The sequence below is a fragment of the Kitasatospora sp. NPDC094028 genome (assembly GCF_049543595.1).
Classification (GTDB): domain Bacteria; phylum Actinomycetota; class Actinomycetes; order Streptomycetales; family Streptomycetaceae; genus Kitasatospora.
Window position 1 is genome coordinate 120,263 of record NZ_JBMVFA010000020.1, and the last position, 23,292, is coordinate 143,554.

The 23,292-nt window shown below is 73.6% G+C and carries 13 protein-coding genes and 1 rRNA gene; 3 read left to right on the forward strand and 11 right to left on the reverse strand.

Features of this window, described 5'->3' with window-relative positions; all coding sequences use genetic code 11:
- Positions 1–147 precede the first annotated feature (147 nt).
- Positions 148–4,884, forward strand: a complete 4,737-nt coding sequence (locus ACPC54_RS26740; RefSeq protein ID WP_498968327.1) for an ATP-dependent helicase — start codon at positions 148–150, stop codon at positions 4,882–4,884.
- Positions 4,885–4,961: 77 nt separating this feature from the next.
- Here ACPC54_RS26740 and ACPC54_RS26745 read toward each other — a convergent pair whose 3' ends face one another.
- From ACPC54_RS26745 to ACPC54_RS26785, 9 genes are all read right to left on the reverse strand, one after another.
- The gene (locus ACPC54_RS26745; RefSeq protein WP_498968329.1) at positions 4,962–5,264 is read right to left on the reverse strand and encodes a hypothetical protein; all 303 of its coding nucleotides are present in this window, start codon (positions 5,262–5,264) and stop codon (positions 4,962–4,964) included.
- A 54-nt stretch (positions 5,265–5,318) separates the two neighbouring features.
- Positions 5,319–5,687, reverse strand: a complete 369-nt coding sequence (locus tag ACPC54_RS26750) for a helix-turn-helix domain-containing protein (protein WP_498968330.1) — start codon at positions 5,685–5,687, stop codon at positions 5,319–5,321.
- A 305-nt stretch (positions 5,688–5,992) separates the two neighbouring features.
- Positions 5,993–6,496, reverse strand: coding sequence for a CinA family protein (locus ACPC54_RS26755; protein WP_498968332.1), 504 nt, complete (start codon positions 6,494–6,496; stop codon positions 5,993–5,995).
- The gene (pgsA, locus tag ACPC54_RS26760; RefSeq protein WP_498968334.1) at positions 6,493–7,131 is read right to left on the reverse strand and encodes a CDP-diacylglycerol--glycerol-3-phosphate 3-phosphatidyltransferase; all 639 of its coding nucleotides are present in this window, start codon (positions 7,129–7,131) and stop codon (positions 6,493–6,495) included. Before pgsA ends, ACPC54_RS26755 begins: the two co-directional genes overlap by 4 nt.
- Positions 7,128–8,633, reverse strand: coding sequence for a 30S ribosomal protein S12 methylthiotransferase RimO (gene rimO / locus ACPC54_RS26765; protein ID WP_498968336.1), 1,506 nt, complete (start codon positions 8,631–8,633; stop codon positions 7,128–7,130). Before rimO ends, pgsA begins: the two co-directional genes overlap by 4 nt.
- A 97-nt stretch (positions 8,634–8,730) precedes the next feature.
- Complete coding sequence (locus ACPC54_RS26770; RefSeq protein ID WP_498968337.1) at positions 8,731–9,588, reverse strand: helix-turn-helix domain-containing protein; 858 nt, start codon at positions 9,586–9,588, stop codon at positions 8,731–8,733.
- A gap of 371 nt (positions 9,589–9,959) precedes the next feature.
- Positions 9,960–12,635, reverse strand: coding sequence for an FtsK/SpoIIIE family DNA translocase (locus tag ACPC54_RS26775; RefSeq protein WP_498968339.1), 2,676 nt, complete (start codon positions 12,633–12,635; stop codon positions 9,960–9,962).
- 148 nt (positions 12,636–12,783) lie between these two features.
- Positions 12,784–13,419: a response regulator gene (locus ACPC54_RS26780; RefSeq protein WP_045698419.1), complete on the reverse strand. Its 636-nt coding sequence runs from the start codon at positions 13,417–13,419 to the stop codon at positions 12,784–12,786.
- Positions 13,420–13,722: 303 nt separating this feature from the next.
- On the reverse strand, positions 13,723–18,264 hold the full coding sequence (locus tag ACPC54_RS26785; protein ID WP_498968352.1) for a HAMP domain-containing protein: 4,542 nt from the start codon (positions 18,262–18,264) through the stop codon (positions 13,723–13,725).
- 547 nt (positions 18,265–18,811) lie between these two features.
- Between ACPC54_RS26785 and ACPC54_RS26790 the strand changes: the two genes are divergently transcribed.
- A complete protein-coding gene (locus ACPC54_RS26790; RefSeq protein WP_498968341.1) occupies positions 18,812–21,367 on the forward strand; it encodes a SpoIIE family protein phosphatase in 2,556 nt (851 codons plus the stop codon).
- Positions 21,368–21,656: 289 nt separating this feature from the next.
- Entirely contained in the window at positions 21,657–22,220 is a 564-nt protein-coding gene (locus ACPC54_RS26795) for a GPR1/FUN34/YaaH family transporter (RefSeq protein ID WP_498968342.1), read from the forward strand.
- Here the strand turns inward: ACPC54_RS26795 and ACPC54_RS26800 are convergent.
- Entirely contained in the window at positions 22,213–23,139 is a 927-nt protein-coding gene (locus ACPC54_RS26800; RefSeq protein ID WP_498968343.1) for a phosphatase PAP2 family protein, read from the reverse strand. The two genes, ACPC54_RS26795 and ACPC54_RS26800, sit on opposite strands and share 8 nt — an antisense overlap.
- A gap of 61 nt (positions 23,140–23,200) precedes the next feature.
- A 5S ribosomal RNA gene (gene rrf / locus ACPC54_RS26805) occupies positions 23,201–23,292 on the reverse strand; the annotation flags it as partial.

Below are 23,292 nucleotides of genomic sequence, written 5' to 3' on the forward strand. Positions count from 1 at the left end.
TCCGGTGGGGTCGCGGTCACGAATTGATCACGCGTCCGAATCATCACCATATGAGCGGATTGTCATTCCTGCTTCCCCGGTTGCACCGCCCCGCACCCGCCGACCGGCGCCCGCCCGCTTGTCAGTCCCACCCGGCACCATGGGGGCATGGCGCCCGAGCACCCCACCCCGCCCGCCGACGACCCGCTGACCGGCTTCGCCCCGGCCACCCGGGCCTGGTTCACGGGTGCCTTCACCGCCCCCACCACCGCCCAGTCCGAGGCCTGGCGCGCCATCCGGCAGGACACCGACGTGCTGGTGGTCGCCCCCACCGGCTCCGGCAAGACCCTCGCCGCCTTCCTCTCCGCCCTCGACCGGCTCAGCAGCACCCCGCCCCCCGCCGAGCCCAAGCGCCGCTGCCGGGTCCTCTACGTCTCCCCGCTGAAGGCCCTCGCGGTGGACGTCGAACGGAACCTGCGCGCCCCGCTGACCGGCCTGCGCCAGGCCGCCGTCCGGCTCGGCCTGCCCGAGCCCGAGATCCAGGTCGCGATCCGCTCCGGCGACACCCCGGCCGCCGACCGCCGCCGCTTCGCCACCCACCCGCCGGACATCCTGATCACCACCCCCGAGTCGCTGTTCCTGCTGCTCACCTCCGCCTCCCGGGGGGCACTGCGCGGCATCGACACGGTGATCCTCGACGAGGTGCACGCCGTCGCCGGCACCAAGCGCGGCGCCCACCTGGCGCTCAGCCTGGAGCGGCTCGACGAACTGCTGGACCGCCCGGCCCGCCGGATCGGCCTGTCCGCGACGGTCCGCCCGGTCGAGGAGGTCGCCCGCTTCCTCAGCCCGGGGCGCGGCGCCGTCGTCGTCCAGCCCCCCTCCGCCAAGGAGTTCGACCTCTCCGTGGTCGTCCCCGTCCCCGACCTGGACGACCTGCCCGCGGCCCCCGCCACCGGCGGCGCCGCCGACTCCGACCCGCAGCGCCTGGGGGCACCTCCCGGCCGCCAGGCTGGGGGCGCCTCGATCTGGCCGCACGTCGAGGAACGGATCGTCGACCTGGTCGAGGCCCACCGCTCGACCATCGTCTTCGCCAACTCCCGCCGCCTCGCCGAGCGGCTGTGCAACCGCCTCAACGAGATCGCCCACGAGCGCGCCACCGGCACCCCCGTCCCCGAGGCGCACGCCCCCGCCGAGCTGATGGGCGGCTCCGGCGCCGCCAAGGGCGCCCCGGCGGTCATCGCCCGGGCCCACCACGGCTCCGTCTCCAAGGAGCAGCGCTCGCTCGTCGAGGAGGAGTTGAAGGCCGGCCGGCTGCCCGCCGTGGTCGCCACCTCCAGCCTGGAACTGGGCATCGACATGGGCGCCGTCGAACTCGTCGTCCAGGTCGAGTCCCCGCCCTCGGTCGCCTCCGGCCTGCAGCGGGTCGGCCGGGCCGGCCACCAGGTCGGCGCCGTCTCCACCGGCGTGTTCTTCCCGAAGTACCGGGGCGACCTCGTGCAGTCCGCCGTGGTCACCGAGCGGATGCGGGCCGGCCGGATCGAGGCGCTGCGCATCCCGCGCAACCCGCTGGACGTCCTGGCCCAGCAGCTGGTCGCGATGACGGCCCTGGACGCCTGGCCGGTGGACGAGCTGCTCGCCGTGGTCCGCCGCGCCGCGCCGTTCGCCACCCTCCCGCAGTCCGCCTTCGACGCCGTGCTCGACATGCTGGCCGGCCGCTACCCCTCGGACGCCTTCGCCGAGCTGCGCCCCCGGCTGGTCTGGGACCGGGTGGCCGGCACGGTCACCGGCCGCCCCGGCGCCCAGCGCCTCGCCGTCACCTCCGGCGGCACCATCCCCGACCGCGGCCTCTTCGGCGTCTTCATCGCCGGGGCCGACCCGAAGAAGGGCGGCGGCCGGGTCGGAGAGCTCGACGAGGAGATGGTCTACGAGTCCCGCGTGGGCGACGTGTTCACCCTCGGCACCACCTCCTGGCGGATCGAGGAGATCACCCACGACAAGGTGCTGGTCACCCCCGCCCCCGGCATCCCCGGCCGGCTCCCGTTCTGGAAGGGCGACACCCTCGGCCGCCCGCTCGAACTCGGCCGCGCCCTCGGCGCGTTCACCCGCGAACTGGGCGCCCTGGAGCCCGACGCGGCCACCGCCCGCCTCAAGCAGGCCGGCCTCGACGACTGGGCCGCCGCCAACCTGCTCGACTACCTCGCCGAACAGCGCACCGCCTGCGGCCACCTCCCCGACGACCGCACCATCGTGGTCGAGCGCTTCCGCGACGAACTCGGCGACTGGCGGATCGTCATCCACTCCCCCTTCGGCGCCCAGGTGCACGCCCCCTGGGCGCTCGCCCTCGGCGCCCGGCTGCGCGAGAAGCACGGCCTGGACCCGCAGGTCATGCACGCCGACGACGGCATCGTCCTGCGCCTGCCCGACGCCGACCTGCTGGACTTCCCTTCGGAACACGCCGGTTCAGCGCAGGACGAGGCCCCGGTCGGCGCCGACGCCGCCCTGTTCGACGCCGCCGAGATCGAGCAGCTCGTCACCGACCAGGTCGGCGGCTCCGCCCTGTTCGCCTCCCGCTTCCGCGAGTGCGCCGGCCGCGCGTTGCTGCTCCCCCGCCGCAGCCCCGGCCGCCGCACCCCGCTCTGGCAGCAGCGCCAGCGCGCCGCCCAACTCCTCGAAGTCGCCTCCGAGTACGGCTCGTTCCCGATCGTCCTGGAGGCCGTCCGCGAGTGCCTGCAGGACGTCTTCGACGTCCCCGGCCTGGTCGAGCTGATGGGGGACCTCGAATCCCGCGCCGTCCGCCTGGTCGAGGTCACCACCCCCGAGCCGTCCCCGTTCGCCCGCTCGCTGCTCTTCGGCTACGTCGCCCAGTTCCTGTACGAGGGCGACTCCCCGCTCGCCGAGCGCCGCGCCGCCGCCCTCTCCCTGGACTCCCGGCTGCTGTCCGAACTCCTCGGCCAGGCCGAGCTGAGCGAACTGCTCGACCCCCAGGTGCTCGCCGAGCTGGAGGCCGAGCTCCAGCGCCTCACCCCCGAGCGCCGGATCAAGGACGCCGAGGGCGTCGCCGACGCGCTGCGCCTGCTCGGCCCGCTCACCGAGGCCGCGTTGACCGCCCGCGGCGCCGAACCGCTCTGGGCGCTGGAGCTGGAGGCCGCCCGCCGGGTGATCCAGGTCCGGATCGCCGGCGAGCGGCGCTGGGCCGCGATCGAGGACGCCGGACGCCTGCGCGACGCGCTCGGCACGCCGCTGCCGGTCGGCGTCCCCGAAGCCTTCACCGAGCCGGTCAAGGACCCGCTGGGCGACCTGCTGGCCCGCCACGCCCGCACCCACGGCCCGTTCACCGCCGCCGAGGCCGGCGCCCGCTACGGCCTGGGCACCGCCGTCGTCACCGGCACCCTGCACCGCCTGACCGCCGCCGGCCGCCTGGTCCAGGGCCAGTTCAGGCCCGCGGGAAGCCATGTCGACCCCGAGTGGCACACCGCCCCCGAGTGGTGCGACGCCGAGGTGCTGCGCCGGCTGCGCCGCCGCTCACTGGCCGCCCTGCGCCAGGAGGTCGAGCCCGTACCCCCGCGCGCCCTGGCCGCCTTCCTCCCGCAGTGGCAGCACCTGGCCGGCCACCGGCTGCGCGGCCCGGACGGCCTGCTCCGCGCGGTCGAACAACTCCAGGGCACCGCGCTGCCCGCCTCCGCCCTGGAAAAGCTGATCCTCCCGGCCCGGGTCGCCGACTACTCCCCCGCCCTGCTGGACGAACTGACGGCGGCCGGCGAGATCGGCTGGTCCGGTGCCGGCGCGCTGCCCGGCAAGGACGGCTGGCTGAGCCTGCACCTGGCCGAGAACGCCCACCTGCTGCGCCCCGAGCCCGTCCCGCCCGCACTCACCCCGGTGCACAGCGCCCTGCTGCAGGCGCTGGCCGGCGGCTACGGCCTGTTCTTCCGCCAGCTGGTCCAGCAGCTGCCCGAGGACACCCCCGAGCCCGCGGTCGTCGAGGCCCTGTGGGACCTGGTCTGGGCCGGCTACGTCACCAACGACACCCTCGCCCCGCTGCGCGCCCTGCTCGGCTCGGGCCGGACGGCGGGCGCCACCGCGCACCGCGCGCCCCGGGCCACCCCGCGCGGCCGCTACGGCGGCGCCGGCCGCCCGTTCGGCCGGACGGGCGGCGCCCTGCGCGGCGGCCCGCCCACGGTGGCCGGCCGCTGGTCGCTCCTGCCCGCCCTCGCCGCCGACCCGACCGTCCGGGCCACCGCCCAGGCGCAGAGCCTGCTGGACCGGCACGGCCTGCTCACCCGGGGCACGGTGGCGGCCGAGCGGGTGCCCGGCGGCTTCGCCGGGGTCTACCGGGTGCTCGCGGCGATGGAGGAGCGCGGCCGGGCCCGCCGGGGCTACTTCGTCGAGGGCCTGGGCGGCGCCCAGTTCGCCATGGAGGGCGCGGCCGACCGGCTGCGCTCGGTCAACAGCCGACTGGAGCGGGCCCGGGCCGCCGAGTGGCCGGCCGCCCCGGCCGCCGAGCCGGCCCAGCCCCTGGTGCTGGCCGCCGCCGACCCGGCGAACGCCTACGGCGCCGCCCTGCCCTGGCCCGAGCCGCCCGCCGCCCCGGGGGCCAAGGAGTCCGGGGCGAAGGAGTCGGGGGCGCACCGGCCGGGCCGCAAGGCGGGCGCCCTGGTGGTGCTGGTGGACGGCGAGTTGGCGCTGTACGTCGAGCGCGGCGGCAAGTCCCTGCTGGCCTGGGCGGAGGACGGGCCGACGCTGGCGCTCGCGGCGGGCGCCCTCGCGGCCGCCGCCCGCGAGGGCGCGCTCGGCACCGTCACCGTCGAGCGGGCCAACGGCGCGCCGGCGCTCGGCTCGGCTCTGGGCGCCGCCCTGGAGGAGGCCGGTTTCCACCCCACCCCGCGCGGGCTGCGGCTACGGCCCTGAGGGCCCGGTGGGCCCGGAACGCCGGAGGCCGCGGGGTCAACAACCCCGCGGCCTCCGACCACGTCAGTTCCGCCGTTTCACCCGATCGATGGCGGCTGCGCCCGCACCGGTGCCGCACGCTCCTCGCGCGGACGGCGGGCCGGTCCGGTGGCGTTCCGGTCGGCGTGGACGGGGATGAGCCCGAGCCCCCAGCCGCCGGCCGCGAGCAGTCCGAGCACCGCGCCGTCGACCAGCCGGCCCCGGACGGCCACCAGCCACCAGCCGAGCCCGGCCGACACGACCAGCAGGACCACCAGGGCCGGACGGACCGTCCGCGGCACCGACCGCCGCATCCGCAGCCGTATTCGGGCCACCGTGCGCACCGTCGCGGTTCTCCGCACGACCGCCTCCTCCGCTCGCCCCGGGCATCGGGAGCCCGGGCTGGCGAGGCCGGATCAGGCGGCGACCACGTCCATCGCGGCAGCCTTGGGCGACATGGTCGCCCGGTCGGTGCCGGGGGCGGGAAGCGGAACCGGTTCGAGTACCGGCCTCAGCAGATCACCTTCCGAGAGGCTGGCCATCGCCGCAAGTTCGGCGAGCGACAGTTCGTCGCTGACCTCGCGCATGACCTCGGACATCCGGACGTCGAGTGCGTCGCAGATGGCGGAGAGCAGCTCCGAGGAGGCCTCCTTCTGTCCCCGCTCGACCTCGGAGAGGTATCCGAGCGAAACCCTGGCGGCCGCCGACACCTCGCGGAGTGTGCGGCCCTGGCGCTGGCGCTGCCGACGCAGTACATCGCCCAGTAGGCGACGGAGCAGGATCATCGGTGCCTCCCTCCTCGGACTGCGGATCGAGATGTCACGCCCCCACCGTACCGCCTTGGCCGCTTCGCGTGCGGGGACCCCGGTCGTGTTCACTCTGGGCTGCAAGGCTGCCCCCCTCCTCGTTCCGGTGTCCTACCCGGGTTCGCGGGCCCCTCGTGGTACCCGACGCCGACCACCCGGTCACCATCACGCAACTCGTTCGCCACCTGGTTTCTGCCCCACCAGGCCCTCGGATGTAACACGATCCTGCGGCCGGGCCGTGCCCCGGGCGCCGGTCCGGCGGATCCGGTCCGGCGGGGACTTCCTCAGCCGGCGTCTCGCTGTGCGAGCCGGCCGGCGAGCAGCTCCAGTGCGGCGGTCACCGCTCCGTGACGGATTGTGGCACGCCCGCCGGACAGTCGGGGCGATCTGACCAGAGTTCCCCCCGGACCGGCGACCGCGAGGTGTACGGTGCCCACCGGCTGTCCGTCCTGCGGCTCCGGCCCGGCGACCCCGGTCGTCGCGAGCCCGTAGTCGGCGCCCAGCAGCCTGCGCACGCCCTCGGCCATCTGCCCGGCCACCAGCGGGTGGACCGGCCCGTACACGTCCAGCAGGCCCTCGTCCACACCGAGCACCGAGGCCTTCAGCTCGGTCGCGTACGCGGTGACCGAGCCGCGGAAGGTCGCGGACGCCCCGGGGACGTCCACCAGGGCGGCGGCGAGCAGCCCGCCGGTCAGCGACTCGGCGACGGCCACGGTGCCGCCCCCGGCGCGCAGCCCCGCGTGCACCCGCTCGGCCAGCTCGAAGTCCACCCCGTGCCCCCCGTTCACCGGCCCGCGCGCTCCGCGGCCAGGCCCTCGCGACGCAGGCGCAGCGCCTGCCCGACGTAGTCCAGCGCGGTGCCCACGGTCAGCAGCACCGCCAGGCCCATCAGCACGGCCCGCCCGGTGGCCAGCCAGCCGGTCAGGGCCAGCACGTACATGCCGACCGCGGTGCCCTGGGTGAGCGTCTTGAGCTTGCCGCCGCGGCTGGCCGGGATGACGCCGTAGCGGATCACCCAGAAGCGCATCAGCGTGATGCCCAGCTCGCGGGCCAGGATCACCACGGTGACCCACCAGGGGAGGTCGCCGAGCAGCGAGAGCCCGATCAGCGCGGAGCCCATGATCGCCTTGTCGGCGATCGGGTCGGCGATCTTCCCGAAGTCGGTCACCAGGCCCTTGCGGCGGGCGATCTCGCCGTCGAACAGGTCGGTGATCATCGCGATCGCGAAGGAGGCCCAGGCGACCGAGCGCCACTTCGGGTTGTGCCCGCCGTCGGCGAACAGCAGGGCCACGAAGACCGGCACCAGCAGCACCCGGACCATCGTGAGCACGTTGGCGATGTTCCAGATCCCCGGGGTCGACGGCACCGCGGCCGCCGGTCTTCCCGGGTGGGCCGCGGCCGGGGCGCCGGGCCCCTTGGTCATTCCCCGGCTCCGGGAGCCTCGGCCCCGGAAGTCCGGGGCAGTCGCACCTGCTCCAGCGCCTCGGCGATCAGGTCGACGCCCTCGCTGGCCGTCACCCTGGCCCGCCAGAACTGGCCGATCACCGGGGCCTCGACGCCGGTGAGGGTGGTCAGGCCGTCCGTCTCGGGCGCCTGGTGGGCGGCGCGGCCCTCGACCACGCCGTCCTCGATCGACTCGATCAGCACCTCGACCTCGGTGCCGATCCGCTGCTCGGCCCGCTGGGCGGTCATCTCCTCGGCCAGCCGGCTCAGCCGGTCGACCCGCTCGGCGATCACGTCCGCGGGCAGCTTGCCGTCGTAGGTCGCCGCCTCGGTGCCGTCCTCGTCCGAGTAGCCGAAGACGCCGATCGCGTCCAGCCCGGCGTTCATGACGAAGCGTTCCAGCTCGGCGAAGTCCTCCGCGGTCTCGCCGGGGAAGCCGACGATGAAGTTGGAGCGGGCGCCGGCCTGCGGGGCCTTGCCGCGGATGGTCCCCAGCAGCTCCAGGAACTGGTCGGTGGAGCCGAAGCGGCGCATCCGGCGCAGCACCGCGGGCGCGGAGTGCTGGAAGGACAGGTCGAAGTAGGGCACCACGTCGGCGGTGCCGGTCATCGCGTCGATCAGGCCGGGGCGCATCTCGGCCGGCTGCAGGTAGGAGACCCGGACCCGCTCGACGCCCTCGATCGCGGAGATCTCACCGAGCAGCGTCTCCAGCAGCCGGATGTCGCCGAGGTCCTTGCCGTACGAGGTGTTGTTCTCGCTGACCAGGACGACCTCCCGGACGCCCTGCCCGGCCAGCCACTGGGCCTCGTTCAGCACGTCGGAGGGGCGGCGGGAGATGAACGAGCCGCGGAAGGCGGGGATGGCGCAGAAGGAGCACCGGCGGTCGCAGCCGGAGGCGAGCTTGACGGAGGCGACCGGGTTGTCGTCCAGCCGCTTGCGCAGGGTGCGCGGGCCGGAGGCCGGGGCGAGGCCCTCGGGCAGGTCGGCGATCGGCTCGGCGGGGGCCTCGGCGCCGTGGCCGGGCAGGGCGACGGCCTCGGCGGCGGACTGCCGCTCGGCCGGGCTGATCGGGAGCAGCTTCCGGCGGTCGCGCGGCAGGTGGGGGGCGTGGTGGCCGCCGGAGAGGATGGTCTGCAGGCGGTCGGAGATGTTGGTGTAGTCGTCGAAGCCGAGCACGCCGTCCGCCTCGGGCAGCGCGTCGGCCAGCTCCTTGCCGTACCGCTCGGCCATGCAGCCGACCGCGACGACGGCCTGGGTGCGGCCGTGCCCCTTCAGGTCGTTGGCCTCCAGCAGGGCGTCCACGGAGTCCTTCTTGGCGGCTTCGACGAAGCCGCAGGTGTTGACCACGGCGACGTCGGCGTCGGCGGCGTCGTCGACGAGCAACCAGCCGTCGGCTTCCAGTCGCCCGGCGAGTTCCTCGGAGTCCACCTCGTTGCGGGCGCATCCGAGCGTGACAAGGGCGACAGTACGGCGTTCAGGCATAGGCCCAAGATTAACGCGCGGCCTCCGGTGCCGTTCGCCCCGGAGGCCGCGCGCCTCGGATCACCTGATCATCACCGGGCCCTCGGGGCCCCTGCGGTCAGCCCGCCTGCGGGTCGCCGGGGGTGTACGTGACGTGCACCACTTGCCCGTCCTTGCCGAGCAGACCGAGGTCCTTGCCGTTGACGTACGCGTGCACGGCCCCGCCGTTGCCCAGCACCAGCTTGATCTGCTTGGCGTCGGTGAAGGTCTGGTCCTGGCCCTCGCTGATGTTGTTCTGGAAGAGCGACTTGCCGCTGCCGTCGGTCGCCGAGATCCAGCTGGTGCCCTCGGCGACCAGCTTCACGGTGACCTTGTCGGCCGGGACGGCGGCGATCGCGGCGGCGCTCGGCGCGGGCGCCGGCGGCTGCGCGGCGGGCGAGACCGGGGCCACCGAGCCGGTGCCGGAGCCGCTGGGCAGCGGCGCGCTGGCGGAGCCGGTGGAGTTGTGGCCGCCCTTGCCGCTCACCAGGTTGAAGCCGATCAGCGCGACCACCGCGACGATCGCGGCGACCATCGCCGCGGCCCAGTTGGGCCGGCCGCGGCCGGGCACCTTGATCGGGCCGCTGTCGATCAGCTGGGTCGGACGCTTGGAGGCGGGCGAGCCGCCGTGCGCCGCGTCGTACCGGGCGACCAGCGCCTCGCCGTCCGCGCCGACCGCCTGGGCGATCGAGCGGATGTGCCCGCGGGCGTAGAAGTCGCCGCCGCAGCGCCCGAAGTCGTCCTCCTCGATGGCATGGACGATCGGCACCCGGACGCGGGTCGCCGAACTGACCTGGTCCACCGTGAGCCCGGCGTCGATCCGGGCGGTGGACAGCACCCGGCCGATGCTCGGGGCACCGGCCGCCTGCACCGCGTCGTCGGTCGAGGGGACGGACGACGGGGCGTTCTCGTGGTCGGGGGACTTGCCGATGGTCACGGGGCACGCCTTTCGAGCGGATGGCCACCTGCTGGAGAACAGTCTAGGGGCGTGGGCGGATCGTTTCTCAAGCGGAGCAGGCCCGAATGCGCGCGCCCGCTCCGGCCGGAGCACCGGCCCCGCCGACGGCCGGTCAGCGGGGCGCGCGGCCGCGACATCCCTCGGGCCGGGATACGTCTTCCGGCCCTGGGACGCGGTGTGCGGACGTTCGGTTCCCCGAAGGCCGCCTACCCCCCTCCGAACGAGTGAACACCCGCCCAGGACACGCTCCGGGGCTCCCCGGGAGCCCCCGGGACGACACCCGGTCAGCCCCGCCGGCCCCCGTCTGCCACGGGGGGCTCCGGGGGCCCGGGAAACCCGGCGAGCGCCCGTCAGCCCCGCAGGGTCAGCAGCACCCCGTCCAGCTCGTCCGGCTTCACCAGCACGTCGCGCGCCTTGGAACCCTCACTCGGACCGACGATCCCCCGCGACTCCATCAGGTCCATCAGCCGGCCCGCCTTGGCGAAGCCGACCCGGAGCTTGCGCTGGAGCATCGAGGTCGAGCCGAACTGGGTGGAGACCACCAGCTCGGCCGCCTGGATCAGCAGGTCGAGGTCGTCACCGATCTCCTCGTCGATCTCCTTCTTCGGCCCGCCGCCGACCGTCACGTCGTCCCGGTAGACGGCGCTCAGCTGGTCCTTGCAGTGCTGCACCACCTTGGCGATCTCCGCCTCGGTGACGAACGCGCCCTGCATCCGGATCGGCTTGCTGGCACCCATCGGCAGGAACAGCGCGTCGCCCTTGCCGATCAGCTTCTCCGCGCCGGGCTGGTCGAGGATGACCCGGGAGTCGGCCATCGCGGAGGTCGCGAAGGCGAGCCGGGACGGCACGTTGGCCTTGATCAGGCCGGTGACGACGTCCACCGAGGGCCGCTGGGTGGCCAGCACCAGGTGGATGCCGGCCGCACGGGCCAGCTGGGTGATGCGCACCACCGAGTCCTCGACGTCACGCGGCGCGACCATCATCAGGTCGGCCAGCTCGTCGACGATCACCAGCAGGTACGGGTACGGCTTCAGCTCGCGCTCGCTGCCCAGCGGCGCGGTGACCTTGCCGGCCTTCACCGCCGCGTTGAAGTCGTCCACGTGCCGGAAGCCGAACGCCGCGAGGTCGTCGTAGCGCATGTCCATCTCGCGGACCACCCACTGGAGGGCCTCGGCGGCCTTCTTGGGGTTGGTGATGATCGGCGTGATCAGGTGCGGGATGCCCTCGTAGGCGGTCAGCTCGACCCGCTTGGGGTCGACCAGCACCATCCGCACCTCGTCCGGGGTGGCCCGGGCGAGGATCGAGGTGATCAGGCAGTTGATGCAGGACGACTTGCCCGCGCCGGTCGCACCGGCGACCAGGATGTGCGGCATCTTCGCGAGGTTGGCCATCACCGTGTGGCCCTCGACGTCCTTGCCCATGCCGACGACCATCGGGTGGGTGTCCTCGGCGGCCGTGCGCGAGCGCAGCAGGTCACCCAGGTTGACCATCTCGCGGTCCCGGTTGGGGATCTCGATGCCGACCGCGGACTTGCCCGGGATCGGGCTGATGATCCGCACGTCCGGGCTGGCCACCGCGTACGCGATGTTCTTGGCGAGCGCGGTGATCCGCTCGACCTTGACGGCCGGGCCCAGCTCGACCTCGTAGCGGGTGACCGTCGGGCCGCGGGTGAAGCCGGTGACCCTGGCGTCCACCTTGAATTCGGCGAAGGTGCCGGTGAGCTGGGCCACCACCTCGTCGTTGAGGGCGCTGCGGGCCTTGGCCGGGCCGCCGCGCTCCAGCAGGTCGAGGGAGGGCAGCGCGTAGGTGACGCCCTCGCCGAGCTGCAGCTGCTCCATCCGCACCGGCGCCGGGCCGTGCTCCTCGGGCGCACCGGGGCCGCCGCTGCGGGCGGCCGGGACGGCGGGCTCCTCCGGCGGGGCGGTGCGGTCCTGCACCTGGTGCATCATGTCGGCGACCGCCGAGGAGGCGGGCACGCCGTAGACCAGCGCGCCGTCCAGGTCGGCGGCCGCGCCGGCGGCGAGGTCGCGGGTGGCGTACGGGTCCAGCGGCTCCTTGTCCAGGGAGATCCGGGCGGCCTCGGCCGGCTCGTCCTCGGCGGGCTTCTTGCGGCGGCGGCGCCGACGGGCGGCCACCTCGTCCCCCGGGTCGTCACCCGCGGTGTCCAGCGCGTAGGGCAGCGCGTCCGGGTCGGCGTCCTCCGGCGGGTCGGTGGACAGCTCGCGCTCCGGCGTACGCCCCCAGTGCAGTTCGTCCTCGGGCCCGGGCTCGACCACGCCGAGCCGTATCCCGACGCCCCGCAGCCGCTCGCCGATCCGGTTGACCGGGGTGGCGGTGACCACCAGCAGGCCGAAGAAGGCCAGCAGCAGGAGCAGCGGCACGGCCAGCACCGCGCCGGCGGCGGCCATCATCGGGGTGGACACGGCCCAGCCGATGATCCCGCCGGCGCCCCTTATCCGGGACGCGCCGCTGCCCATCCCCGGAGCGCCGCAGCCGATGTGGACCAGACCGAGGACACCGACCAGCAGCGTGCTGAGCCCGATCACGATCCGGCCGTTGGCCTCCGGCAGCTCCGGGTGGCGCCAGAGCCGGATCGCGATGCCGGCCAGCAGGAACGGCACCAGCACGTCGAGCCGCCCGAACAGCCCGGACACCACGGCGGTGGCCGCCTCGTTCAGCCAGCCCTCCGAGCTGAACCAGGTGCCGGCCGCGACGACCAGCGCGAGCGCGAACAGCAGCAGGCCGATGCCGTCCTTGCGGTGAGCCGGGTGGAGGTTCTTGGCGCCGTCGCCGAAACCGCGGAAGATCGCGGCGATCGGGCTGGCGAGGGCGTTGAGGGCGCCCATCAGCACCCCCCGGCGCGGCGGGGGTGGCGGCGGGACGGCCTTGGCCGCCGTCTTCTTCGCGGGGGTCCTGCGGGCGGCCGCCTTCTTCGCGGGCGGTTTGCCCGGGGCCTTGGCCGCGGCCTTCTTGGACGGTCCCGGACTCGGCTTGCGGGCGGCGTTTCCGGGCGTACGAGTGGCCATGGGTCAGCAGCCTACCGGGGCGGGCGACCAGTGCACATGCGGCCGAGCCGGGGTGCCCGCACGTGTCGCAGACACACCGTCACGCTGACCGCGTTTCACCCGGCAGCAGCAGCGAATCACCCGGACGAGTGAACGCGCGGCGGGAAACCTACGCCCCGCCGGGGCGCATCGCGTCCAGCGCCCGGCGCAGCCCGACGAGCTTGCGCTCCAGGTGCGCCGCGGTGGCGGCCACCCCGGCGTCCTCCACCCCGTCCAGTTGCTTGGCCAGCGCCTCCGCCTGCTCCTCGACCGCCGCCAGCCGCGCGGACAGCTCGCCCAGCAGTGCCCCGCCCACGGCCGGCTCCCCGCCGCCCGCCTCCAGCTGCAGCCGCAGCAGCGCCGCCTGCTCCCGCAGCTGGCAGTTCTTCGCGTACAGGTCGACGAAGACGGACACCTTGGCGCGCAGCACCCACGGGTCGAAGGGCTTGGAGATGTAGTCCACCGCGCCGGCCGCATAGCCGCGGAAGGTGTGGTGCGGGCCGTGGTTGATCGCGGTCAGGAAGATGATCGGGATGTCCCGGGTGCGCTCGCGGCGCTTGATGTGGGCGGCGGTCTCGAAGCCGTCCATGCCGGGCATCTGCACGTCCAGCAGGATCACCGCGAAGTCGTCGGTGAGCAGCGCCTTCAGCGCCTCCTCGCCGGACGCGGCGCGCACCAGCGTCTGGTCCAGGGCGGAGAGGATCGCCTCCAGTGCCAGCAGGTTCTCCGGCCGGTCGTCGACCAGGAGGATCTTCGCCTTCTGCATGGGGGCCCGCCCTCCTGTCGCCTGCCTGCCGCCCGGTGCGGGCACCCGCGTACCGCCCACCGCTACCCCGGTCATGCTAGCCGCACCCCCTCGCCCGGCACACCGCCCCGTCGTGACCCGATCCGCAGCGGCGCGCAGCCGGTGCTCCGGCGCACGCTCAGCAGTGAGTCGCCGTCCGGTCACCGATCGCAACGATCGGTGACCCTACCCGGTTCCCGGGCCCGGCCGCCAGCAAACCGGCCGGCAGGCCGGCGCGAACCCCGGGGCCCGGCCCGGAGTTCACGCCCCCGGGCCGGCCCGCGCTCACGCCCGGCCGGACTTCAGCCACTCGTGCATCACCGACAGCAGGTGCTCGGTCTCCACCGGCTTGGTGATGTGGTCGGTGGCACCGGCCTGCAGCGACTTCTCCCGGTCGCCCTTCATCGCCTTGGCGGTCAGCGCGATGATCGGCAGGCCCGCGAACTGGGGCATCCGGCGGATCGCCTCGGTGGTCGCGTAGCCGTCCATCTCCGGCATCATGATGTCCATCAGGACCAGCGCCACGTTCTCGTGCTGCTCCAGCATCTCGATGCCCTCGCGGCCGTTCTCCGCGTACAGGACGGTCAGGCCGTGCTGCTCCAGCACGCTGGTGAGCGCGAACACGTTGCGCACGTCGTCGTCCACGATCAGCACCTGCTGGCCGTCGAAGCGGGCGTCGCCGCGGCCGGACCGCGGCGGCGCGGGCTCCAGCGCGCGCGGACCGGCCAGGCTCTCCAGGGCGGCACTGCGCCGGCGCTCCACCGCGCCGCGGCGGCGCTCCTCGGCCAGCTCCCGGACCTCCTGGGCCCAGTGGTCGGCCGGGTTCTCGCCGACCGGCACCGGCAGGCCCACCGGGGTCACGCCGACGGTGGCCCGCCGCGCCGGGGCGCCGGGCGCGGCCGTCCGCGGCTCGACCGGGGCGGCGCCCGGGGCCTCGGCGCGCAGCGGCAGGTAGAGGGTGAAGGTGGAGCCCTTGCCCAGCTCGCTCTCGGCGTGGATCTCGCCGCCGAGCAGCCGGGCGATCTCGCGGCTGATCGACAGGCCGAGGCCGGTGCCGCCGTACTTGCGGCTGGTGGTGCCGTCCGCCTGCTTGAAGGCCTCGAAGATCTCCCGCAACTTGTTGCCGGGGATGCCGATGCCGGTGTCGGAGACGGCGAAGGCGATCAGCTCGTCGTCCGGGCCCTGGATGGTGCCGGACTCCAGCAGCCGCTCGCGCACGTGCTGCGGGACGTCCGGGCCGGCCGGGGCGATCGAGAAGTCGACGGCGCCCGAGTCGGTGAACTTCACCGCGTTGGAGATCAGGTTGCGCAGCACCTGCTGGAGCCGCTGCTCGTCGGTGTGCAGGGTGACGGGCAGGGCGGGCGAGACCCGGACGGCGAAGTCGAGGTTCTTGTCCAGCGCGACGGGCTGGAAGGTGGCCTCGACGTAGTCGACCAGCTGGACGAGGGCGATCCGGGCCGGGCGGACGTCCATCTTGCCGGCCTCGACCTTGGAGAGGTCGAGGATGTCGTTGATCAGCTGGAGCAGGTCGGAGCCGGCGCCGTGGATGGTGTCGGCGAACTCGACCTGCTTGGGCGAGAGGTTGCCCTCGTTGTTGTCGGAGAGCAGCTTGGCCAGGATCAGCAGCGAGTTGAGCGGGGTGCGCAGCTCGTGCGACATGTTCGCGAGGAACTCGCTCTTGTACCGGGAGGCCAGGGCGAGCTGCTCGGCGCGCTCCTCCAGGACCTGCCGGGCCTCCTCGATCTCGCTGTTCTTGATCTCGATGTCGCGGTTCTGCTGGGCGAGCTGCTCGGCCTTCTCCTGCAACTCCTCGTTGGTGCGCTCCAGCTCCTCCTGGCGGGCCTCCAACTCGGCGGAGCGCATGGAGAGTTCGGCGGTGAGCCGCTGGGACTCCAGGAGCAGGCCCTCGGTCTTGGTGTTGACGCTGATGGTGTTGACGGTGACGCCGATCAGGTCGGCGATCTGGTTCAGGAAGTCCAGCGCGACGGTGGTGAAGGAGCTGAAGGTGGCCAGCTCGATCACGCCGAGCAGCCGGCCCTCGAACTGCACCGGCAGCACGACGATGTGGGCCGGGGAGGCCTCGCCCAGGCCGGAGGCGATCTTGAGGTAGCCGGGCGGCGCCTCCTTGACGATGATCGCCCGCTTCTCGACCGCGGCCTGGCCGATCAGCGACTCGCCGGGCCGGAAGGTGGTCGGCATCGCGCGGCGCTGGTAGCCGTAGCTGCCGATCATCCGCAGCACGGTGTCGTTCTCGTCGTCGTCCTCGGTGATCAGCTCGGCGGTGCGGCCGGCCGGCTGGGCGAGGAAGAACGCGCCGTGCTGGGCGGAGACCACCGGGGTCAGCTCGGTCATGATCAGCGAGGCGACGGCCTCCAGGTCCCGGCGGCCCTGCAGCAGGCCGGAGATCCGGGCCAGGTTGGTCTTGAGCCAGTCCTGCTCCTGGTTGGTGCGGGTGGTCTCGCGCAGGTTGGCGATCATCTGGTTGATGTTGTCCTTGAGCTCGTCGAGCTCGCCCGCCGCGTCCACGTCGATCCGCAGGCTCAGGTCGCCCCTGGTCACCGCGGTGGCGACCTGGGCGATCGCGCGCACCTGCCGGGTCAGGTTGTTCGCCAGCTCGTTCACCGACTCGGTGAGGTCCTGCCAGGTGCCGTCCACGCCCGGCACCCGGGCCTGGCCGCCCAGCCGTCCGTCGGTGCCCACCTCGCGGGCGACCCGGGTGACCTCGTCGGCGAACGCGGACAGCTGGTCCACCATGGTGTTGATGTTGGTCTTGAGCTGGAGGATCTCGCCGCGCGCGTCGACGTCGATCTTCTGCGAGAGGTCGCCGCGGGCCACCGCAGTGATCACCAGCGCGATGTTGCGGACCTGGCCGGTGAGGTTGTTGGCCATCTGGTTGACGTTGTCGGTCAGGTCCTTCCAGATCCCGGCCACGCCCGGCACGCTCGCCTGGCCGCCCAGCGTCCCGTCGGTGCCCACCTCGCGGGCCACCCTGGTCACCTCGACCGCGAACGCGGACAGCTGGTCGACCATCGTGTTCAGGGTGCCGGCCAGCGCCGCGACCTCGCCCTGCGCGTCGATCGAGATCTTCTTCGAGAGATCGCCGCGGGCCACCGCGGAGGCGACCTCGGCGATGTTGCGGACCTGACCGGTCAGGTTGGACGCCATGAAGTTGACGTTGTCGGTCAGGTCCTTCCAGATCCCCGACACCCCGCGCACCCGGGCCTGGCCGCCCAGGATGCCCTCGGTACCCACCTCGCGGGCGACCCGGGTGACCTCGTCGGCGAAGGCCGACAGCTGGTCCACCATGGTGTTGACGGTGGTCACCAGCTCCAGGATCTCGCCCCGGGCGTCGACGGTGATCTTCTTCGACACGTCGCCGCGCGCCACCGCGGTGGTCACCTCGGCGATGTTGCGGACCTGACTGGTCAGGTTGTTGGCCATCAGGTTGACGGAGTTGGTCAGGTCCTTCCACGTCCCGGACACCCCGGGCACGCTGGCCTGGCCGCCGAGGATGCCCTCGGTGCCGACGTCCCGGGCGACCCGGGTCACCTCGTCCGCGAAGGCCGACAGCTGGTCCACCATCGTGTTGATGGTGTTCTTCAGCTCCAGGATCTCCCCGCGCGCGTCCACCTGGATCTTCTGCGACAGGTCGCCCTTGGCGACCGCCGTCGTCACCTGCGCGATGCCGCGCACCTGATCGGTGAGGTTGTTCGCCATGAAGTTGACGTTGTCGGTGAGGTCCCGCCACACACCGGCCGCCCACGGCACCTGCGCCTGACCGCCCAGGCGCCCCTCGGTGCCCACCTGGCGGGCCACCCGGGTCACCTGCTCGGCGAAGCCGGAGAGCTGGTCCACCATCGTGTTGATGGTGTTCTTCAGCTCCAGCATCTCGCCGCGCGCGTCCACCTCGATCTTCTGCGAGAGGTCCCCGCGCGCCACCGCCGTGGTCACCTGCGCGATGTTGCGCACCTGACCGGTCAGGTTGTCGGCCATGAAGTTGACGGAGTCGGTCAGCTCGCGCCACACCCCGGCCACGTTCGGCACCTTCGCCTGACCGCCGAGCCGGCCCTCCGTCCCCACGTCCCGGGCCACCGTGGTGACCTGCGCGGCGAAGCCGTTCAGCTGGTCCACCATCGTGTTGACGGTGTTCTTCAGCTCCAGCATCTCGCCGGCCACGTCCACGGTGACCTTGCGGGACAGGTCGCCCTTGGCCACCGCCGTGGTCACCTGGGCGATGTTGCGCACCTGCGCGGTCAGCCGGCCCGCCATGGTGTTGACCGAGTCCGCCAGGTCCTTCCAACTGCCGGACACGCTGCGGACCTTCGCCTGGCCGCCGAGCTTGCCCTCGGTACCGACCTCCAGCGCCACCCGGGTCACCTCGTCGGTGAACTCCGAGAGCTGGTCCACCAGCCCGTTGACCGTCCGTCCGATCCGCAGGTACTCGCCGCGCAGCGGGTGGCTCACCCCGTTGCTGTGCAGCGAGCGCAGCTCCATCTTCTGGTCCAGGTCGCCCTCGGCGATCGAGGTCAGCACCCGGCCCACCTCGGCCATCGGGCGGGCCAGGTCGTCGATCAGCGCGTTGCAGTTGTCGACGGCCGCCATCCAGGCGCCCTCGCCCGCGCCCGTCTCCAGCCGCTCGTTCAGCCGGCCCTCGCGGCCCACCGCCCGCCGCACCCGGGCCAGTTCGCCGGTCAGGTGCTGGTTGCGCTCGGCGACCTCGTTGAACACCGCGGCGATCTCCGCCAACGGCCCGTCACCCGGAACCGTCAGCCGGCGGCGGAAGTTGCCGTCCCGCATCGCCGTCAGCGCCGCCAGCAGCTTGCGCAGCTCGGCCGGCTCCGCGCCGCGGTTGTGGCTCGCCGCCCGGCGCCCGGCCGCGTTCCGCGGCGCGGTGCCGGAGCGTCCGCCGCGCTGGGCGGGCGGCGTCGTACCGGTTGCGTCCTTGGTGGCCGAACTCAACGGGCCCCTCCCACATCGTGAACTGTCCGGTGACCGGCCGTGCCCGTGCGGCACGCACCAGGGCGCCGGCCCGGCTGGGCTGCGCACCGGCGGGCCGCTCGGCACACCGGCATCCACTCCGACCGTACTGCTCGCACCGGCCGTCGCGGACCCCCCAGTCTGGCAGTACCTGCGCCGGGTGTCCGGCCGGTTGCACACGGTTGGTGCGGCAGCCTCACAATCGGGTGGGCAGAATCACCCTCTGGTGCCTGTTTCGGCGCCCCGGCCCCACGGGGTACCAAGCGGAAAGTAGGGTGGAGCGCTGCACCGGGCCACGACCCGACCCAGCGCCGCCGCTCACCCGGCCCGGCGCGCACCGGGAGTCGGCGCCGCACCCGGACAGCCAGGGCCAGAGCAGTAGAGGAGAAGTGGCAACGTGGTCACCGCGCGCGCAGCCGCCACCTTCGACCCGGACGGCCGCTCCGCGTCCGCCGCCCGCGGTTTCGTCCGGGACGCGCTGCTCGGCTGGGGCCTGCCCGAGGTCGTCGACGACGCCGTCGTCCTGGTCAGCGAGCTCGTCACCAACGCCGTCGTGCACGCCGGCACCGCCGCCGAGGTCTGCTGCCTGCGCGAGGAGCAGAGCGTCCGGATCGAGGTCACCGACCACCACCCCGAGCGCGGCCTGCCCTCGCTCGGCGACGGCCCGGCCTCCGACCGCTACGCCGACCCGGACGGCGAGGGCGGCCGCGGCCTGCTGATGTGCTCCGCCCTCGCCGAACGCTGGGGCGTCGAGTACGCGGCCGGCCGCAAGACCGTCTGGTTCCGGCTCGCCCTGCCCGCACACGTGCTCGGCACCCGCTACGCCGTTCCCGCCACCCCCGGCAGCGACCTGCCCAGCAGCACCGGCCCGGTGCACGTCGCCGTCGTCCAACTCGACGAGGACGGCCGCGTCCTCGCCTGGAACCCGGACGCCGAAGCGCTCTTCCGCCACCCCGCCGCCACCGTCCTCGGCCGCCCCTGGGCCGACCTCGCCGTCTGGCCGACCCCCGCCGGCCTCGGCCCCGGCCTCACCGACACCCTGCGGCTGGCCCGCTGGGAGGGCGGCTTCGGCCTGCGGCTGCCGGACGGCTCCGAGGTCGAGGTGTACGGCGTCCAGGTCCGCGTGCGCGACACCGAGGGCGTCCCCTCCACCCTCTGCCTGCTCGTCCTCGAACCCGACCGCGCCATTCTGCGCTCCCCCGCCCGCAGCCTGCCCGGCGAGCGCCCCGACCCGACCGGCCCCCGGCTCGACCTGCTGGCCGGCCCGGCCACCGCCGACGACCTGGACGGCATGCTCCAGCGCACCGTCGAACGCGCCCGCGACCTGCTCGACGCCGACGCCGCCTACCTGCTGCTCACCACCGAGGACGAGACCGAGTTCGAGGTCCGCGCCGCCACCGGCCTCACCTCCGGACACCGCCGGCACACCCGCTTCCCGGTCGAGTCCGGCAACCGCTACGACTCCGCCCGGCTCCCCTCCGTCCACGAGGACCTCTCCGCCCGCCCCACCGGCCTGCCGCTGCTCACCGGCAGCGGCATGCGCTCGCTGGTCACCGTCCCGCTCAAGGTCGAGGGCCGGCTGATCGGCTCGCTCGGCATCGCCACCGCCGTGCCCGGCCGCTACGACAACGAGGACGCGCTGCGCCTGCAGTTCGCCGCCGACCGGGTCGCCCTGGCCATCGAGAGCACCCGGCTGTCCGAACTGGAACGGCTGCGCCGCGGCTCGCTCTCCTTCCTCGTCGAGGCCTCCGACCTGCTCGCCGGCACCCTGGAACACGAGCAGACCCTCGCCCTGATGGCCCAGATGGCCGTCCCCACCCTCGCCTCCTGGTGCGCCGTCTACACCAACGGCGACCACGGCTCCCCGTCCGACCTCGCCTTCGTCCTGCACGAGGACGAGGACCGGATCGACCCGCTGCGCGACCTGCTCGACAAGACCCCCGCCCCCGCGGCCGGACCCAGCCACGGCGCCGACTTCTGGACCGCCCCCGCCGATACCGCCGCCGCCGGCGGGCTCACCGACAGCCCCGAGCTCGCCGGCCTCCTCGGCGAGACCGTCGTGCTCCCGCTGACCGCCCGCAACCGGGTCATCGGCCTGCTCGCGCTCGGCGTCCCCACCGGCGTCCGGTTCCGCCAGGAGATCCTCGAACTCGCCGAGGACCTCTCCCGCCGGGCCGCCCTCGCCCTCGACAACTCCCGCCTCTACTCCGAGCGCACCGCCACCAGCCAGGCCCTGCAACGCAGCCTGCTGCCACCGGAGTTGCCCGAGATCCCGGGCGTCGAGGTGGACGTCTACTACCAGGCCGCCGGCGAGGGCAACGAAGTCGGCGGGGACTTCTACGACCTGTTCACCATCCGCGAGGGAACGTACGGCTTCGCCATCGGCGACGTCTGCGGCACCGGCCCCGAGGCCGCCTCCGTCACCGGTCTCGCTCGGCACTCGCTGCGCCTGCTCGCCCGCGAGGGCCTGGACGCCCCGCAGGTGCTGCGCCGGCTCAACGCGGCCATCCTGGACGAGGGTTCGCGCAGCCGCTTCCTCACCCTGCTCTACGGCGAGCTGACGCCCCAGCCGGACGGCAGCACCGAACTGTCCCTGGTCTGCGCCGGCCACCCGCTGCCACTGCGGCTGCGCACCGACGGCCAGGTCGACCGGGCCGCCACCCCGCAGCCGCTGCTCGGCGTACTGGACGACCTCGACCTCACCGCCGAGCGCCTGGTGCTCGCCCCCGGCGAGGTCCTGCTGTGCGTGACGGACGGCGTGACCGAGCGCCGCGAGGGCCTGCGGATGCTCGGCGACGACGGCCTCGCCGAGGTGCTCACCGGCTGTACCGGCCTCACCGCCGGCGCCGTCGCGATGCGGGTGCAGCGCGCGGTCGAGCGGTTCGCCCCGGAGCCGCCGTCCGACGACATGGCGATCCTGACCCTCCGGGTGCCGACCCAGCGCGCCGTCTGAGCGTTTCCGGTCCTTCGGGTGTTCATTCCTGAACGTTCCGCAGCTGACGCCGTCACAAATTGTTATCTTCACAAGGGTACAAGCGGACGACGCCGGGTACACCGATCTCACCGGGGAATCCCCCGGCCGGGGACGTGACCAGCGGCTCTCCGCTGGCCCATCACTTCTGACCGCAGCCCGCGCACGCCACTGCCGTGCGCCCTCGGCGCGGTCGCGCGCATCCACCTCGTCACGACCACACCACGGCATCACTGCGCCCTGCGCGCGCCCAGAGTGAAAGGAGCCTCCGGTGAGCAACGAAGCTACCGGGGCATCGAACGCCCGCTCCACCGGAGCCGACGCGGGTAACCTCGGCTACCTCGCACTCGGCCTCACACTGCTCGCCTACGGTCTGCTCTCCACCGGCATCCTGCACGGCACCGGCGCCGGGGACGCCGCCCACCTCGCCCACCTCGTCGGCGGCGTCACCCTCTTCATCGCGGGCCTCTGGCAGCTCCGCGGCGGCGAGGGCTTCACCGGCACCGCCTTCACCAGCCTCGGCGCCTTCTGGGCGACCTGGTCGATGGCCGGCGGGGCCGGCAAGAACGCCGCCGGCCTGTTCCTGCTGCTGTGGGCCCTGCTCGCCCTCAGCCTCACCGCCGCGAGCTGGGGCGCGGGCCTGATGAGCCGTCTCGTCTACGGCCTGCTCGCCGTCGCGCTCGTGCTGGGCGCCCTCGCCACCTTCGGGGAGTGGAGCGGGCTGGCGAAGTTCGCCGGCTGGGTCGCGGCCGCCTCCGGCCTCGCCGCCTGGTACTGGGCGACCTCCGCCCTCAGCAACGGTGCCTGGGGGAAGATCGCCCTGCCGGTCAAGTGACCTGCTCGGACCGGTCGTTCCGCTTCGACGCCGCCGTCGACCCGTTCGACCGGCCCGAACCGTTCGACCGGTCCGCCCGTCCCGCATCCTGCTCGACACCCGACCGGGGCCGGGCCTCCGCCACCGCGGAGGCCCGGCCCCGCCGGCGTGCCACCCGCGCCGCCAGCGCCAGGACGGCGTACGCGAACAGCAGGATCGCGACGGCCACGATGCCGTCCGCCCAGAAGTGGTTGGCCGTCACCACGACGACCGCGACCGTCAGCACCGGGTGCAGCACCACGACCCACCGCAACGGGCTCGGCGACACCCGCACCACCGCGACCGCCACCAGGACGCACCACGCCACGTGCACCGAGGGCATCGCCGACAGCTGGTCGGCGACCACACCGCCCACCGCGCCGCCGTACACCGACTGCCCGTACTGCGCGGCCAGGTCGACGAAGCCGTCCTGCGGCAGCATCCGGGGCGGCGCCACCGGGATGAACTGCACCAGCAGGCAGACCGCCGTGGTGATCACCACCGTGTTCCGCACCCACGCGTACCGCTCACGGTGCCGCACGAACACCCACAGCAGGACGGCCAGCATGACCGCGAAGTGCATCACCGCGTAGTAGTAGTTCGCGAGTCGCACCAGCACCGGGTACGGCGTGACCGCCGACTGCCAGGACACCTCGTCCGGCAGGCCGAGCACCAGTTCGGTGCGGTGGATCCAGCTCGCCCGGTCCAGCGCGTGGTCCGTGCTCATCACCGAGAGGTGCCCCACCAGCTGCCAGAGCGCGAACAGCGCCAGCAGCGTGCCGGCCTCCCGCAGCAGCGCCGACAACGACGGCTTCCGGACCCTCGCGGCGGCATACGCACCGCTGTAGAGAACGGCGGCGGTACCCCCGGCGGACTGCCAGGTAAGGGTCAGGTTCTGCATTCGCAGAGGGTAACGCAAAAAGACCCCCTTCCGATTGGAAGGGGGTCTTTTTGGAATGATTGTTCGGCGGCGTCCTACTCTCCCACAGGGTCCCCCCTGCAGTACCATCGGCGCTGTGAGGCTTAGCTTCCGGGTTCGGAATGTAACCGGGCG